Annotated in this window: 11 protein-coding genes and 1 riboswitch; of the genes, 8 read left to right on the top strand and 3 right to left on the bottom strand. The window is 71.3% G+C overall.

Annotation, left to right across the window (positions count from 1 at the left end):
- Positions 1–22: 22 nt before the first annotated feature.
- Complete coding sequence (locus tag H9X80_RS01235; RefSeq protein ID WP_204792543.1) at positions 23–1,516, bottom strand: ATP-binding cassette domain-containing protein; 1,494 nt, start codon at positions 1,514–1,516, stop codon at positions 23–25.
- Positions 1,517–2,185: 669 nt separating this feature from the next.
- On the opposite strand from H9X80_RS01235, the gene H9X80_RS01230 reads away from it, so the two are divergent.
- Positions 2,186–4,189 carry a translation factor GTPase family protein gene (locus H9X80_RS01230; RefSeq protein WP_342590843.1) on the top strand — a complete coding sequence of 668 codons (2,004 nt, stop codon included), beginning with the start codon at positions 2,186–2,188 and terminating at the stop codon, positions 4,187–4,189.
- Positions 4,190–4,441: 252 nt separating this feature from the next.
- On the top strand, positions 4,442–5,656 hold the full coding sequence (locus H9X80_RS01225; protein ID WP_204792541.1) for an MFS transporter: 1,215 nt from the start codon (positions 4,442–4,444) through the stop codon (positions 5,654–5,656).
- Between the two features lie 115 nt (positions 5,657–5,771).
- Here the strand turns inward: H9X80_RS01225 and H9X80_RS01220 are convergent, their stop codons facing one another.
- Complete coding sequence (locus H9X80_RS01220) at positions 5,772–6,284, bottom strand: DUF2798 domain-containing protein (RefSeq protein WP_204792540.1); 513 nt, start codon at positions 6,282–6,284, stop codon at positions 5,772–5,774.
- A 231-nt stretch (positions 6,285–6,515) separates the two neighbouring features.
- On the opposite strand from H9X80_RS01220, the gene H9X80_RS01215 reads away from it, so the two are divergent.
- Complete coding sequence (locus H9X80_RS01215) at positions 6,516–7,433, top strand: ketopantoate reductase family protein (RefSeq protein WP_204792539.1); 918 nt, start codon at positions 6,516–6,518, stop codon at positions 7,431–7,433.
- Positions 7,434–7,797: 364 nt separating this feature from the next.
- On the opposite strand, the gene H9X80_RS01210 is transcribed toward H9X80_RS01215, so the two are convergent.
- The gene (locus H9X80_RS01210) at positions 7,798–8,751 is read right to left on the bottom strand and encodes a calcium/sodium antiporter (RefSeq protein WP_204792538.1); all 954 of its coding nucleotides are present in this window, start codon (positions 8,749–8,751) and stop codon (positions 7,798–7,800) included.
- A 248-nt stretch (positions 8,752–8,999) separates the two neighbouring features.
- Positions 9,000–9,061, top strand: a riboswitch (guanidine-III (ykkC-III) riboswitch).
- 51 nt (positions 9,062–9,112) lie between these two features.
- Here H9X80_RS01210 and H9X80_RS01205 point away from each other — a divergent pair.
- From H9X80_RS01205 to H9X80_RS01185, 5 genes are all read left to right on the top strand, one after another.
- A complete protein-coding gene (locus H9X80_RS01205) occupies positions 9,113–9,436 on the top strand; it encodes a DMT family transporter (RefSeq protein ID WP_204792537.1) in 324 nt (107 codons plus the stop codon).
- A gap of 211 nt (positions 9,437–9,647) precedes the next feature.
- Positions 9,648–11,621: an FAD-dependent oxidoreductase gene (locus H9X80_RS01200; protein ID WP_204792536.1), complete on the top strand. Its 1,974-nt coding sequence runs from the start codon at positions 9,648–9,650 to the stop codon at positions 11,619–11,621.
- Positions 11,622–12,203: 582 nt separating this feature from the next.
- Positions 12,204–12,677 (top strand): DUF4430 domain-containing protein, encoded by a 474-nt coding sequence (locus H9X80_RS01195; protein ID WP_204792535.1) that lies wholly within the window; start codon positions 12,204–12,206, stop codon positions 12,675–12,677.
- A gap of 1 nt (position 12,678) precedes the next feature.
- Positions 12,679–13,605 carry an energy-coupling factor transporter transmembrane component T family protein gene (locus tag H9X80_RS01190; protein ID WP_204792534.1) on the top strand — a complete coding sequence of 309 codons (927 nt, stop codon included), beginning with the start codon at positions 12,679–12,681 and terminating at the stop codon, positions 13,603–13,605.
- The coding region (locus tag H9X80_RS01185; RefSeq protein WP_204792533.1) for an energy-coupling factor ABC transporter ATP-binding protein at positions 13,605–14,430 on the top strand (826 nt) is incomplete at its 3' end. The genes H9X80_RS01190 and H9X80_RS01185, both read left to right, overlap by 1 nt.

Genomic DNA, 14,430 nt, shown 5'->3' with positions numbered 1-14,430 from the left:
TTCCCTGGACCCTCCGCCCATCCTACGCCTCCCGGACGCGGCCGTCGCGCACCTCCCAGGTTCGCGTGGTGCAGGCGGAGAGGAACCGGCGGTCGTGGCTCACGAGCACGAGCGCCCCCGGCCAGGCGGTGAGCGCGCGCTCGAGGGCCTCGGTGGAGTGGAGGTCCAGGTGGTTGGTGGGCTCGTCCATGAGGATGAGCGCCGGCCGCCGCAGCGCCCCCTCGGCGAGCAGCAGCTTACGGAGCTCGCCGGGGCTCGTGCGCCCGCCCTCGAGCACGCGGTCGGGCTCCGAGTTAAGCTGCGCCACGGCGGAGAGCACCCGCCCTCGCTCTGTGGGGCCGAGGCTGGCAATGCGTCGCACCGCGGCGTCGCGCTCCCCGACGGCGAGCTCCTGCGGGATGTCGAGCACGCCGAGCCCCGCCGCGCCTTGGGCGAGAAGGACGCGCAGGTGGGCGAGGAGGGTCGACTTTCCGGCGCCGTTGGGCCCGACGACGCCCACGTGGTCGGTGTTGCCCACCCAGAGCTCGGGGACCTGGAGCGTGGCGTCCGGCCCGCACGGGATGGTCGTCGCGGGCACGTGGAGTACCGTGCGGCGGCGCGCGGGCTCGGCGCCGAGCCAGAGGTCGCCGTCGTAGCGCTTGTGCGTGCGCGCCGCGTCCAGGCGCTCGCGGGCGGCGGCGAGGTGGGCGTCCATCTGGGCGGAGACGCGCCCGGCGTGCCCGTCCTTTCCGGTGAAGCGCGCGCGGTTGATGCGGAACTTGGCGTCGTGGTCCTTGGGGTCGACGCGCCCCTTGCTGCGCAGGACGTCGGCTCGCGCCGCCTCGTGGGCCCGGGCGTCCTTCTCGGCGGACAGGCGCGCGAGCTCGCGACGGGCGTTGCGGCGCTCGTCGGCCACGCCGGCGCGCTCGAGCTCCGCCTGGGCGTGCGCGGCGGTGTAGCCCCCGGGCCTCACGACGAGGCCCTTGGGCTCGAAGGAGACGCAGCGGGTGGCGAGTGCGTCAACGAGGTCGCGGTCGTGCGAGACGAGGATCCCGATGCCGCCAAAGTCCGCGAGCGCCGCGGCGAGCTCGGCGCGGGCGTCAGCGTCGAGGTGGTTGGTGGGCTCGTCTGCCACGAGCACGTCCGGGCGCCGCCAGAGGGCAACCGCCACCTGCAGCTTCTTGCGCTCGCCGAAGGAGAGCTCGGAGAAGCGCCAGGGCATGTCATCAGTCAGGCGGAAGGCGTCGCGCAGCCTTCGGGCATCCCGACCGTAGTCGAGGGCGAAGTCGGAGAGCGCCTCGGGCGGCTCGTCGGCGTCCTGGGCGACGTAGGCGCACACGAGCCCATGCGTGACGGACCCGGCGCCAGGCTCGAGGAGGGCGCAGGCAATCTTTGCGAGCGTGGTCTTGCCGCAGCCGTTGTCTCCCATGAGGGCGGTCCAGCCCGGGGGGAAGGTCACAGTCACGTTGTCGAGGATGGGTTCGGGCGAGCAGGGATAGGCGTACGTGACGCCGGAGAGCATCAGGTTCTGGGGCATGTGACATCTCTTCTCTGACAGACGGCGCGGTGGGGGTGCCCGTTGCGCTGCCTGCCTTCCGTGGCGTGCGGTTTCTCAGGATGGATGTCTAGCGAATGCCCACGCTTCCCGTGCCTCTCTCGGTCCGATGGCGGCGCCACCCGCGCTGCGAGGCCCCATGCCCCGCTCGGCCTGCGCTCAGTGTACCATGACGGCGCGGCGGGGTCAAACGGTACGTTTGTTGGCGTTGGTCAACGGCTCCGTTGTGCTCTGCCGACGCGCGTCACCGTCTCTGTCTGTGGCGTTCCGTCGCGACCTCTGCCTGCGACGCTCTACTGTGAACTCTACCGGCAGTCTCCATCGGCGACGTCCTACTGCGGCCTCTGTTGGCGGCGCCCTGCTGTGGGCTCTGTCAGCGGCGCCCTGCCGCAGCCTCTGTCGGTGGCGCGTTAAGAATCGGCGCATCTTAGCGGGTTTTGGCCTCTCCGGGTTAGGAATTGGCCCATCTTAAGCCCATCGAAGCCAAAGATGCCCCGATTCTTAACGCGCCACCGACAGCAGCCCGGTAGCGGTCAGTGCCGAGAAGGACCTCAGCCCGCCCGGCATGCTCTCGCCGCTTTGCTAGCATCGAGGGCGCAAGGCGGCGGTGCGAGGCGAGGACGCAAGGCGGAGACGCGAGGGGAGGCTCGGGTGAGACAGGCGGTCGTGGGGCTTCTGGCACACGTTGACGCGGGCAAGACCACGCTCGCGGAGGCCCTGCTCGCGCGCGCCGGGGCCATCCGTTCCGCCGGCCGCGTGGACCGTGGCGAGTCCCACCTGGACACCGACGCGATGGAGCGAGAGCGCGGCATCACGATCTTCTCGTCCGTGGCGACGCTCGAGTGGGGCGGGGCGCGCGTCACGCTGGTGGACGCGCCCGGCCATGTGGACTTCTCCGCCGAGGCCGAGCGCACGCTCGCCGCGCTTGACCTGGCCATCCTGGTGGTGGGCGCCAACGACGGCGTCCAGGGCCACACCGAGACCCTCTGGGAGCTGCTTCGTCAGCGCGGCGTGCCCACGCTCGTCTTCGTGAGCAAGTGCGACCTGGAGAACCCGGGGCGGGAGGCTCTTCTCGCCGAGCTGCGCGCGCGGCTCTCGCCGGGCTGCCTTGACGCTGACGCGCTGCGGGCGGGAGACCCCGCGGCCACGGAGGAGGCGGCCGCAAGCGACGAGGCCGCGCTCGAGGAGTACCTGGACACGGGCGCGCTCGTCCCGGCCACCCTCTCCCGGCTCTTTCAGGCGCGCCTGATCCACCCCGTGCTCTTTGGCGCGCCGCTGCGCGGGGAGGGCGTGTCCGAGCTGCTGGACGCCCTGGCCGAGCTGGTGCCGGAGCACACGTGGCCCGCCGAGTTCGCGGCGCGCGTCTTTCGCGTGAGCCGCTCGACGCGCGGCGAGCGGCTCGCCTGGCTCAAGGTTACGGGAGGCGTCCTGTGCGCCAAGGCGCAGCTCTCCGGCAGCGATCGGGGCGTCAGCTGGCAGGAGAAGGTCAACGAGGTGCGCCTCTACCAGGGGGCGAGCTACCAGACCGTCGCCGAGGTCGCCGCCGGGGGCGTCTGCGCGGTGACGGGCCTCACCCACGTGGTGCCCGGCAGCGCCCTGGGCGCGGAGCCTGCCGGCGAGCGGCCGGCGCTTGCGCCCGTGCTCTCCTACCAGGTGATCCCTGCGCCGGGCACGGACGTGACCGCCCTGGTCCGGGCGCTGCGGGAGCTTGCCGACGAGGACCCCCTGCTTGGCGTGACGTGGCAGGAGCAGCTCCAGGAGGTGCACGTCCAGCTCATGGGCGAGGTCCAGCAGGACGTGGTGGCCGAGCTCCTGCGTGAGCGCCACGGCATCGACGTCACCTTCGGGCCGGGCGGGATCCTCTACAGGGAGACCCTGCGTGCGCCGGCGGAGGGCGTGGGGCACTTCGAGCCGCTGCGCCACTACGCCGAGGTGCGCCTGCTGCTGGAGCCCCTGCCGCGCGGCGCGGGCGTGGAGCTTGGTACGCGCTGCCCCACCGACGAGCTCGACCTCAACTGGCAGCGGCTCATTCTCACCAACGCAATGGAGCGCGACCACCTGGGCGTGCTCACGGGCGCGCCGCTCACCGACGTGCGGGTGACGCTGCTCGCCGGTCGCGCCCACGCCAAGCACACCGAGGGCGGGGACTTCCGCCAGGCCACGTATCGTGCGGTTCGCCAGGCCCTCATGTGCGCCCGCGAGAAGGGCGACTGCCTGCTGCTCGAGCCGTGGTACCGCTTCAGGCTCGTGGTGCCGGCCGAGCGGGTGGGCCGCGCCCTCGCGGACCTCACGCGCATGGCCGCCTCCTTTGACGCCCCGGCCGCGTGCGGCGATGAGGCCGAGGTGGCGGGCGAGGTGCCCGCCTCCGAGGTGGGGGAGTACGCGCTCGAGGTGGCGCGCTACACGGGCGGGCGCGGCCGGCTCTCGCTGGAGCTCGCGGGCTACCGGGAGTGCCACGACGCGGACGCCGTGGTCGCCGCTGCCGCCTACGACCCTGAGGCCGACCTCCCCAACACGCCGGACTCCGTCTTCTGCAGCCACGGCGCGGGCCACACCGTCAAGTGGCCGGACGTTCCCGCGCACGCGCACACCACCATGGACCCGGCGCACCTGCGTCCGTGGCGCGCGGCCGACGCGTCGTTCTTCTCCGCGTGACGGATTTGGGGGCGTGCCCCCGATCCTCAGAAAAGGGAGCGTGCCTCCGGCTGCCCGAGCGTCGCTTGTGCGCCGGCTGTGGGCGGGCGCCTGGCAGCCGGTCGCGGACGGGCGCGCGGCCAGGCGCCCGCCGCCGGCGGCCCGCCCGACCAGCGCGCGGGTCCTTCTCGCCAGGAGACCATGACCGGGCAGGGGACCGTCCCCTTTTGAGTACAATGCGCATCGGCCTGAACGTCGATTACGGAGGTGCGCATGAGCGAGAAGAACGGGTTGGGAGCGATGTCGCGGGCGCGCACGCTCGCCTGCGTGGCGCTGCTCGTGGCCCTGGGCTTCTCGCTCGGCTGCTCCGAGTTCGTTGTCATCGGGATCGAGCCGGAGCTCTCCCGGGCCTTTGACGTGAGCCTCGCACGCGTGGGCGAGCTCATTAGCTTCTTCTCCGTCGCCTACGCCGTCTGCACGCCCGTGCTCGCCGTCACCACGGGCCGGCTTCGCCGCTACACGCTGCTCGCCGTCTACTCGGCGGTCTTCGTGCTGGCCAACGCGGCGATGGCGTTCGCCCCGGGCTTCGAGGTCCTTCTCGCCGCGCGCGTCCTGCTCGGTGCGGTTTCGGGCGCGCTTCTGGCCGTGGGGGTGACCTTCATTCCCGAACTCGTGGGCGTGGAGCGCACCTCCGTGACCATCTCGGTGGTGTACGCGGCCTTTTCCGTGGCCATGGTGCTTGCCACCTCGGCCGGCAAGATGATCGCCGACGCGCTGGGGTGGCACGCCGCCATGCTCGTGACCCTGGCGTTCTCCGTGCTCGTGAGCGCCGCGCTGCAGCTCGTGCTGCCGCGCTCCGGCGCCACGGACGAGCCGGCGACCGTGTGCGAGCAGGTGGCGCTCCTCGCGGAGCCGCAGGTCCTCACCGGCATGGCGATCTTCGTCTTTGGCGTGGGGTCGGTCTACGTGTTCTACGGCTACGTCACGCCCTACCTCGAGGAGGTGCTGGGCCTGAGTCCGGCCGCGGCGAGCGCCGTGCTCATGGCCTACGGCGTGGCGTGCTTCTTCTCCAACCTGCTCTCCGGCTGGGCGGACGCTCGCTTTGGGCTGCGGGCCCTGCTCGTGTCGTTTCCCGTGCAGGCCGCGGTCTTGCTCGCGCTCTACCTGGTGGGCCCCGCCGTGCCGGCCGCGCTCGTGCCGGTGCTGCTCGTGGGCGTCACGATGTACGTGGTCTCGGTCCCGTGCATCAGCGACTTCATGCGGGCCGCGCGGCGGCGCCACCCCAAGGCCCTCACGCTGGCGAGCTCGCTCGAGCCGATGTCGTTCAACTGCGGGATCGCCTTTGGGACGGCCGTGGGCGGCGCCGTGGTGTCGGGGCCGGGGCTGCCGCTCGTGGGGCTCGTGGGCGCCGGGCTCTCGCTTGTGGCGATGCTGCTCGCAGGCGTGACGCTTGCGCTTGATGCGAAGAGGCGTCTCTCCGCATCATGAGATGAATGATACGAGGGGACTGTCCCGCCGTCCCCTCGTGGCGCCTTCGTATCAAAAAAAGGCCGCCACCGGCGCCCCTTGCGCCGACGGCGGCCACGAGCCGACGTTCTTCTCGCTATGCCGTCTTGACCTTGGCCGGGGTCTCCAGCACGGTGCCCTCGGGGAAGACGCGGCGGAAGAGCCAGCGCGAGAAGGGCCCGGCGATGATCAGGTTCCACGGCAGCGCGGCCACGAAGTTGAACGGGATGTTGGTGAGCCACATCATCGGCACGGCGGCGATCTCCCCGGTGTGCGTGGCAGCCTCGAGTGCGCCGTAAAGCGACATGAAGAGCACCATCGGGAACACCATCATGGTGGAGATGGCCAGCGTGATGGCGGTCTTGGAGCTCTTACCCGGCGTCACGAGGAAGCGGAACGCAAACCACTTGGCAAAGCGGCTCGCCACGAGCACGTCAAGGAGCATCGCGACCACGTAGGCCGGCGGGAAGCCCAGCCACGCCTCGGCGACGACGTCCAGACCAAACGACCAGCCGTGCACGCGCGCGACGTTGTAGACGGACATCCAGAGCACCATGCAGAAGCACATGATGACGGTGAAGATGAGGCTCTCTCGCTTGTTCTGGGGCATGAAACGCTTACCTTTCTCGACGGCTCCCGCTTCCCGCGGTCCTTCTCGCCCGCGCATAAAAAAGGCGCGCCGTTTCGCGCGGCGACGCCTGGTGGTCCGTATGTGCGGGGTGCCTCCGACCGTATCACGAAGCCCGGCGGTCTCGTAAGCGAAGAGTTTGTGGAGAAGCGCTGAGCGAGGCCGCGCGCCGCGCGCGGTACAATGCCGTCGTTGTCGGCGAGGGGAGACGAAATGGCCATCGAGCGGGTTGCGATCATCGGACGCGGGGCGGTGGGCCTGCTCTACGGCAGCCTCATCGAGAAGAACCTGGGGCCCGACGCCGTCGAGTTCGTGATGGACGACGCGCGCTACGCCCGCCACGAGGGCGAGGTCGTGACGATCAACGGCGAGCCCTGTCGCGTCCGCACGATCGCGGCGCGCGACGCCACCCCTGTCGACCTGGTCATCCTTGCGATCAAGGCGCCGGGGATGGCTGCGGCGCTCGACACGATGGAGCGCCTGGTGGGCCCGGGGACGGCCATAGCCTCGCTGGTCAACGGCATCACGAGCGAGGAGCGCATCGCCGAGCGCTTTGGCTGGGGGCACACGGTGCTCTCCGTGGCGCAGGGCATGGACGCGGTGTTCATCGGGACGGACATGACCTACACGCACCCCGGCGAGATCCGCTTCGGCGCGGCCGAGGGCACGGAGCCGGGCGTGGTCGAGGCTGTGGCCGACCTCTACGAGCGCGCAGGCATCCCGCACGTGGTGGAGGCCGACATCCGCCGTCGCATGTGGGTGAAGCTGATGCTCAACGTGGGGATCAACCAGACCTGCATGGCGTTTGGCGGCACGTACGGCTCGGCGAGCGAGCCCGGCGAGCAGAACCGCTGCTTCGTGGCCGCCATGCGCGAGGCGCTGGCCGTGGCGCGCGCCGAGGGCGTCGACGTGACCGAGGCCGACCTCGCGCAGATGGCCGAGCTCATCGCCTCCCTGGAGTCGGACGGCATGCCCTCGATGGCGCAGGACCGCATCAACGAGAAGCCCACCGAGGTCGAGGAGTTCGCGGGCACCGTGATCCGTCGCGCCGAGAAGCACGGCATCCTCGTTCCCACCAACCGCTGGCTCTACGAGCGCATCCGCGAGGTCGAGGCGAGCTACGGGGCGTAGGGCCGCGCGCGGGGCTCAGGCGCGCCTGCGGCTTAGGTGTACCCGCGGTTCAAGTGCGCCTGCCGCTCAGGCGTACCCCCGCTCAGGCGTACCCCCGCTTGGGTGTACCCGTCGCTCAAGTGCACTTCCTACTTAGGTGTACCCGTCAAGTGCACTCCCATCCGGGTGCACTTGACGACAAAAAGCCCGTTTTCGGTGCACTTAACGGCAAATCGAGCAATGTGCGGGTGCACCTGACGGGTGCACTTAGCTGGTGCACTCCTCGAGTGCACCCGTCAGGTGCACCCAGAGTGCCAACGGCGCTTGCAACGTGCGCCAGACACGCCCGCCAAGTGCACCCGCCGGGCGCCCGCGTGCCTCGCGGCTACCGAAGCACGGAGACCGCTACGTACGCCACGTAGAGCACGACGAAGGCCACGCCGTTCGCGCGGCTCATCTCGTGGCGTCGCCCGATGAAGGCAAACCCCACCAGGGCGAGCGAGAACACGGCGAGAAGGACGAGGTCGAGGTTGTAGGCGGCGTCGTAGGGAACCGCCGAGAAGAGCGCGGGCGCGCCCATCACGAGCAGCAGGTTGGAGATGTTGGAGCCCACGACGTTTCCCACGGCGATGTCGGAGTTGCCGCGCAGCGCGGCCACTACGCTCGTGACGAGCTCGGGCAGGCACGTGCCCAGCGCCACGACCGTGATCCCGATGACGCGCTCGGAGACGCCCGCCCCAGCGGCGATGAGGGTGGCGTTGTCCACCACGAGGTCGGCGCCGAACTTGAGCATCACGGCGCCAACGACGATGCGCGCCAGGTCGAGTGCGACCGCCCCGGCCCCCGAGCCGCCGTCCCCCGCGGCCTCGCCCTTCTCTCCGGCTCCCTCGTGCAGCCCCACGGTGACGGTGCGTGCCAGGAAGGCGACAAAGGCGGCGAGCAGGACCGCGCCCTCCGACGCCGTGACCTGGCCGTCCGTGTTGGCGAGAAGCGCGAGCAGCCCGCAGGCGGCCACGCTTACGGGAATCTCAAAGCGTTGGGTGTCCCGGGAGAGTGCGATGGGCGCCACGACGGCGGAGAGGCCCAGGATGAGCAGCAGGTTGGCGAGGCAACTTCCCACCACGTTCCCAAAGGCCATCTCCGCGTGCCCGCCTACGGCCGAGGTCACGCTCACCACGAGCTCGGGCAGGGAGGTGCCGATGGCCACGATGGTGAGGCCGGCCACGCGATCGGGCACGCCGAGGCGCGCCGCGATGCGACGGGCACCCTCGACGAGCGCGTCGGCACCAACGATGAGCAGGACAAAACCAATGACGATGAGGAGAAGGGCGGTTGGCACGGCGATCCTTTCGGGTCGGAGACGTCGATCTTAGTATGCCCGGCAGGCCATCAAGCCCCTTCAGCCGGCGGGACGGCTCCCAAGCGAATCCATAAGCGCCCTTTGAGGACGTCGCAAGGTGTGGGTTGCGGGCGTAGGTGCGGGCAGCCACGGCAGAACTGGTGCGGGCGGCCACGACGGGGCCGGTGCGGTCGGACGCGACCGGTCGGACGCGACCGGCGTTCCTCGCGACGCGCAGTGCTACACTGCAGCTGGCCCATCCGGGTCCCTGACGAGGGCAGCCGTACCAGGTTCGCAAAGACGGCGCGTTGGGTGGACGCGCGGGACGCGTCCACGGGAGTCAACGGTCAGGGAGGCTGTCATGGACTGGGTCGTTCTGGTTGTGTCGGGCGCGATGGAGGCCGTGTGGGCGGTGGCGCTCGACCGTGCTGAGGGGTTCACGAGGCCCCTCCCGTCGATTGTCTTTCTCGCGGCGCTCGTAGTGAGCATGCTGGGCCTGAGCCACGCCGTGAAGACCATTCCCATCGGGACCGCCTATGCGGTGTGGGTTGGCATCGGGGCGGCCATCACGGTGGCCTATGGCATGGCGACGGGCTCGGAGCCCTTCTCGTGGGCGAAGATCGTGCTGCTGACGGGGCTTGTCGCCTGCGTCGTCGGCCTCAAGCTCGTGGGGGAGTCTCACTAGGGGTCGGGGTGCGCGGCGTCGTTGCGAGCCCGCGGTTCTTGTCGCCCGCCCCGCTGCGACCCTGTCGCCTCCTCCCACGTCTGCCCGCCCTGGCCGACCCGCCTCCTCCCGCCGACCGCTCGCCCAATCGGCGCCGCCCGTGACCAGGCCTGGCGGTACGGTGGGGAGAATGCACCTCCGGTTGGGCCGTCGTGCCCGGAGAGGAACCGCCATGGCAACCACGAAGGACCTCGCGTCGAGCTCTGAGAAGTACCCGATGCTATTCTCGCCGCTCAAGGTCGGCACGCAGGAGGTGCGCAACCGCGTCTTCATGCCGCCGGTCTCCACCAACCTGGCCGACCACGGCTACGTGACCGACGCACTGATCGACCACTACGCCTCGCGCGCGGCCGGCGGGGTGGGGCTCATCGTCACGGAGGTCGTGACCGTGGAGCCCACCTACGTCTACCTGCCCGGCGACATGTGCATGGCGGACGACTCCTACGTGGAGGGCTGGACCCGGCTGGCCGCGGCCGTCCACGAGGGAGGGGCCAAGCTCCTGCCACAGCTCTTCCACCCCGCCTACATGGCCTTCCCGCTGCCGGGAACCCCGCAGCTGATCGCCCCGTCAAACGTGGGGCCCTACTATGCCCGCGAGGCGCCGCGTCCCGTCACGCGCGAGGAGCTCAAGGTGCTCGTGCGGCAGTTCGGCGACGCTGCGGAGCGCATGAGGCGCGCCGGCACCGACGGCGTCGAGATCCACGCGGCCCACGCCCACGGCCTGCTCGGCGGCTTCCTCTCGCCGCTCTACAACAAGCGCACCGACGAGTACGGCGGCGACATCGACGCCCGCCTGCGCCTCACGCTCGAGGTGGTCCGCGAGGTGCGCGAGCGCTGCGGGGACGACTTCATCATCGACGTCCGCATCTCCGGCGACGAGTACTCCGACGGCGGCCTCACCGTCACCGACATGTGCCACGTGGCCCGCGAGCTGGAGCGCGCCGGCGTGGACATGCTGCACGTCTCCGGCGGCACCACCATCAAGCGCGGCAGCGCCATCCCGGCGGCGGGTACGCGCCAGGGCAGTCACGCGGCGGTCGCGCGCCAGATCAAGGCGTGCGTGAGCATTCCGGTGGCCACGGTCGGCCGCATCAACGAGGCCTGGATCGCCGAGGAGCTGCTCGAGGAGGGCGTGGCCGACGCCTGCATGATGGGCCGCGCCAACCTCTGCGACGCCGAGTTCTGCAACAAGGCCGCGGCGGGGCGGACCGACGACATCCGACCCTGCATAGGGTGCCTGCGCTGCCTCACGGGCATCATGTTCGGCAAGCCCATCGCCTGCACGGTGAACCCGGACGTTGAGCACGACGACGGCGCCCAGGGGCCTGCGGCCGAGAAGCGCGACGTGCTCGTGATCGGCGCGGGCCCCGCCGGCATGGAGGCGGCCTTCGTTGCGGCGCGCCGCGGCCACCACGTGGTCCTCGTGGACGCGGCCGACGAGCCGGGCGGCACCATGTGCATCGCCGCGGTGCCCATCGCTAAGCAGGACCTCGCGCGCGTCATCAAGTTCCAGGCACGCCGGCTTGAGCAGGCGGGCGTGGAGGTGCGCCTGGACCGGCGCCTCACGGCCGAGGACGTGAGGCGCGACTTCCCGGGCTACGAGGTGGTCCTTGCCACCGGCGCCGAGCCGATCGTGCCGGCCTGGGCGGGCGCCTTCAAGCAGGCCGTGACCGCCGACGACATCCTGGCCGGCCGCGCCTTCCCGGGCAAGCGGATCGTTGTGGTGGGCGGTGGCTCGGTGGGCTGCGAGGTCGCCGACTACCTCGCGCCGCTGGTGAACGACCTTGCCAAGGGCAACCGCGACGTCACGCTCGTGGAGATGGGCCCCACGCTGGACCCAACGGAGGGTGCCGCCGGCCGCGCTGCCCTCATCACCCGCATGCTCGCCAAGGGCGTCCACGTGCTCACGGAGGCCCGCGTCACCAATGTCACCGAGGACACGATCTGCTACGAGAAGGACGGCGAGAAGCACGAGATCGCCGGGGCGGACACGATGGTGCTGGCGCTGGGCTACCGTCCGGACCCGACGCTCGCCGACGAGCTTGCCGCGGCGGGTGCGAGCGTCCACGTGATCGGCGACGCCGAGAAGCCCGGCAACATCAAGGACGCGATGGCCGCCGCGTACGCGCTCGCTCGGGAGCTGTAGCGGGACCGGCGCGGGGGCGGGCGCACGTTCTTCTCGCCCGACCCCGCGCGAATGCCGGGTGCACCCGGGTTGTCGCCAGGTGCACCCGGCCCGTCGTTAAGTGCACCTGGCGACGGGCCTGGTGCACCCGGTCCGTCGCCAGGTGCACCCGGTCCGTCGCCAGGTGCACCCGCCGGCCGGTGCACCTGACACGTTTTGCCGGCTTTTGGGTGCACTTGGCGCTTGTTTGACGGGGTCGTCGGTGCACTTGAGGGGTGCACCTCGCAAGTGTACTGGCCAGGTGCACTCGAAAGCACGGTCACCAGGCGCGCCCGCCAGGTGCACTCGCCAGGTGCGCCGGTCAGGTTCCGGCAGCCCCCACCAAGCCCAGGCCGCGCCGTCCGTGGTCCCGCGAAGCTGCTACACTGGTGCCCCCAACAGCATAGAGGGCACGGTTCGAAGAGCTGCTACGCCTAGTAGATGAAAAAAGGATTCCGGTTTGACTCCGGAACAGCACACGGCTGTGTCAAGGGTGGCGACCGCGCAGGTCGCCTGTCCTGCCTTGCCCTCCCGACGCCCGGAAACGGGAGAGAGTGAGGAAACATGTCCGGAAACAACCACATCGAGAAGAACCTGCTCGCGCGGCTCGGCGCCGGTATGGCGGCGCTTGCGCTTGCGCTGACGGTGGCCGCGTGCGGCTCCGCGCCCGCCACGACCGGTGACGCGACGTCCGGCACCGACGCTCCCCAGGAGCAGCAGGCCGCCCTCTCCGTGACCGTGGAGATCGACGCCACCGCCGCCGACGGCGAGAAGACCACCTCCGACGTGGAGCTTCCCGAGGGCGCCACCGCATACGACGCCCTGGTGGCCACCGGCGCCGACGTCAACGCCCAGGACTCCGAGTACGGCATGTACGTCCAGGGCATCGACGGCCTGGCCTCGGGCGACCACGGCGACATGAGCGGCTGGATGTACTCGGTCAACGGCGAGTCCGCCGAGGTTGGCTGCTCCGAGTACACGCTCTCCTCCGGCGACGTGGTCACCTGGACCTACGTGACCGAGTTCGTCTCGGAGTAGCGTGACCGGGCGCGCGGACAGCCGGACCGTCGACGGCGCGGCCGGCCAGGCCCCTGGCCGGGCCGTCGGCCGTCCCGTGCCCTTCGAGACCTGCCACGCGGTCGTGCCCGCCGTCTGCCTTGCGGGCGCGACCGCGCTCTCGATGCTGGCCGTCCAGCCCGTCAGCGTGGGCGTCTCGCTGACCGGGGCGCTTGCGTTCTCCCTCGTGACGCGCGGCGCGCGGGCCACGGCGCGCGGCCTTGCCTGGCAGCTGCCGATGCTCGCGCTGGTGTGCCTGGCAAACCCGCTCTTCTCGGCGTCCGGCTCCACGCTCCTCTTCAAGCTGGGCCCCCGCAGCGTCTACGCGGAGAGCCTCGCCTACGGTGCCACGATGGGCGCGCTCATGGTGGCCGGCGTCCTGTGGCTCGAGGACGCCGCGGCGGTGCTCACCCAGGACCGGCTCCTTGCTCTGGCCGGGCGTCGCGCCCGCTCGCTGCCGCTGGTGGCGGGCATGGCGGCGCAGCTCGTCCCGCAGCTTCTCGGACGGGCCCGCACGGTCCGCTCCGCGCTTGACGCCTGCACAGCCGCCGGCCCGCGCCCCGGCAGGAAGGAGGGGCTCCTGCGAACCTCGACGCTGCTCATGGGCTGGGCGCTCGAGGACTCGCTCGACCGCGCCGACGCCATGCGCGCCCGCGGCTGGGAGTCCGGGTGCCGGCGCACCTGCTACCGGGCGGAGCGGCTTCGGCGCGCGGACGTGGCCGCCGTCGTGGCGCTTGGCGCGCTGATCGCGCTGGCGGCCGTCGGCGCGTGGACGGCCTGCGCGTCGTGGCGCTTCTACCCGCGCATGGCGGGCCTTGCGCCCTGGTGGTGCTACGTTCCGTTGGTGCTTCTCGCCGTGCTTCCCACGCTGGTGGCGGTGGCCGGTCGTGTGCGGGAGAGGGGGCTCTGATGGGCGTCCCTCCCAGCGGCCCCGGCCCGGCCGCTCTCTCCCTTGAGCGCGTGAGCTTCTCCTATGCCGTTCCGGAGGGCGCCCCGCGCCCCGCCCCCGTGCTGCGCGATGCCTCCCTTGAGGTGCCGCAGGGTGCGTTTGCGCTGCTCGTTGGTGCCACGGGCTCCGGCAAGTCGACGCTTCTGCGCCTGGCCAAGCCCGAGATCGCCCCGGCGGGCGAGCTCGCGGGTGCGGTGCGCGTCTTTGGCGAGGACGCTCGCGCGCTCGGCCCCGTGGCCTCCGCCCGCGCCGTGGGCTACGTCTTCCAGGACCCCGACGCGCAGATCGTCTGCGACACGGTCTGGCACGAGATGGCCTTCGGCCTGGAGAACCTCGGCGTGGACGAGGGCGAGATGCGCCGTCGCGTGGCCGAGACCTGCAACTTCCTCGGCATCGAGCCGTGGTTCCGCGCGCGTACCGCCGAGCTCTCCGGCGGCCAGCGCCAGACGCTCGCCCTTGCGGCCGCGCTCGCGCTGCGCCCCCGCCTGCTGCTGCTCGACGAGCCCACGGCGATGCTCGACCCCCTTGCCGAGAAGGGCTTCCTCTCGCTGCTCTTCCGTGCCAACCGCGAGCTCGGGCTCACCGTGGTGGTGGCCACGCACGCCCCGCGCGCGATGCTTGACTACGCCACGTGTGCCTTCGAGCTTGCGGGCGGCGCCGTGCGCCCGGTCCCGCTGGGGGAGCTGGCGGCGGCCCCGGCGCTCGGGGTGGCCTCGCGGCCCTCGCCGGGGGTTGCGTCCCCGGTCGGCCCGACCCATGCCGGCCCAGCCCCGTCCAGCCCCAGCC

Origin of the sequence: Olsenella profusa (assembly GCF_016900315.1) — a bacterium.
Lineage (GTDB): Bacteria > Actinomycetota > Coriobacteriia > Coriobacteriales > Atopobiaceae > Thermophilibacter > Thermophilibacter profusus_A.
The sequence above is the reverse complement of the archived record's forward strand: the minus strand, read 5'-3'. Positions and strand labels throughout refer to the sequence as shown.

Excerpts from the sequence above, each read along its gene's own strand:
- H9X80_RS01215 (WP_204792539.1), top strand. The coding sequence starts at position 6,516 with ATGGCCATCGAGCGGGTTGCGATCATCGGACGCGGGGCGGTGGGCCTG.
- H9X80_RS01225 (WP_204792541.1), top strand. The coding sequence starts at position 4,442 with ATGAGCGAGAAGAACGGGTTGGGAGCGATGTCGCGGGCGCGCACGCTC.
- H9X80_RS01220 (WP_204792540.1), bottom strand. The coding sequence starts at position 6,284 with ATGCCCCAGAACAAGCGAGAGAGCCTCATCTTCACCGTCATCATGTGC.
- H9X80_RS01205 (WP_204792537.1), top strand. The coding sequence starts at position 9,113 with ATGGACTGGGTCGTTCTGGTTGTGTCGGGCGCGATGGAGGCCGTGTGG.
- H9X80_RS01200 (WP_204792536.1), top strand. The coding sequence starts at position 9,648 with ATGGCAACCACGAAGGACCTCGCGTCGAGCTCTGAGAAGTACCCGATG.
- H9X80_RS01235 (WP_204792543.1), bottom strand. The coding sequence starts at position 1,516 with ATGCCCCAGAACCTGATGCTCTCCGGCGTCACGTACGCCTATCCCTGC.
- H9X80_RS01195 (WP_204792535.1), top strand. The coding sequence starts at position 12,204 with ATGTCCGGAAACAACCACATCGAGAAGAACCTGCTCGCGCGGCTCGGC.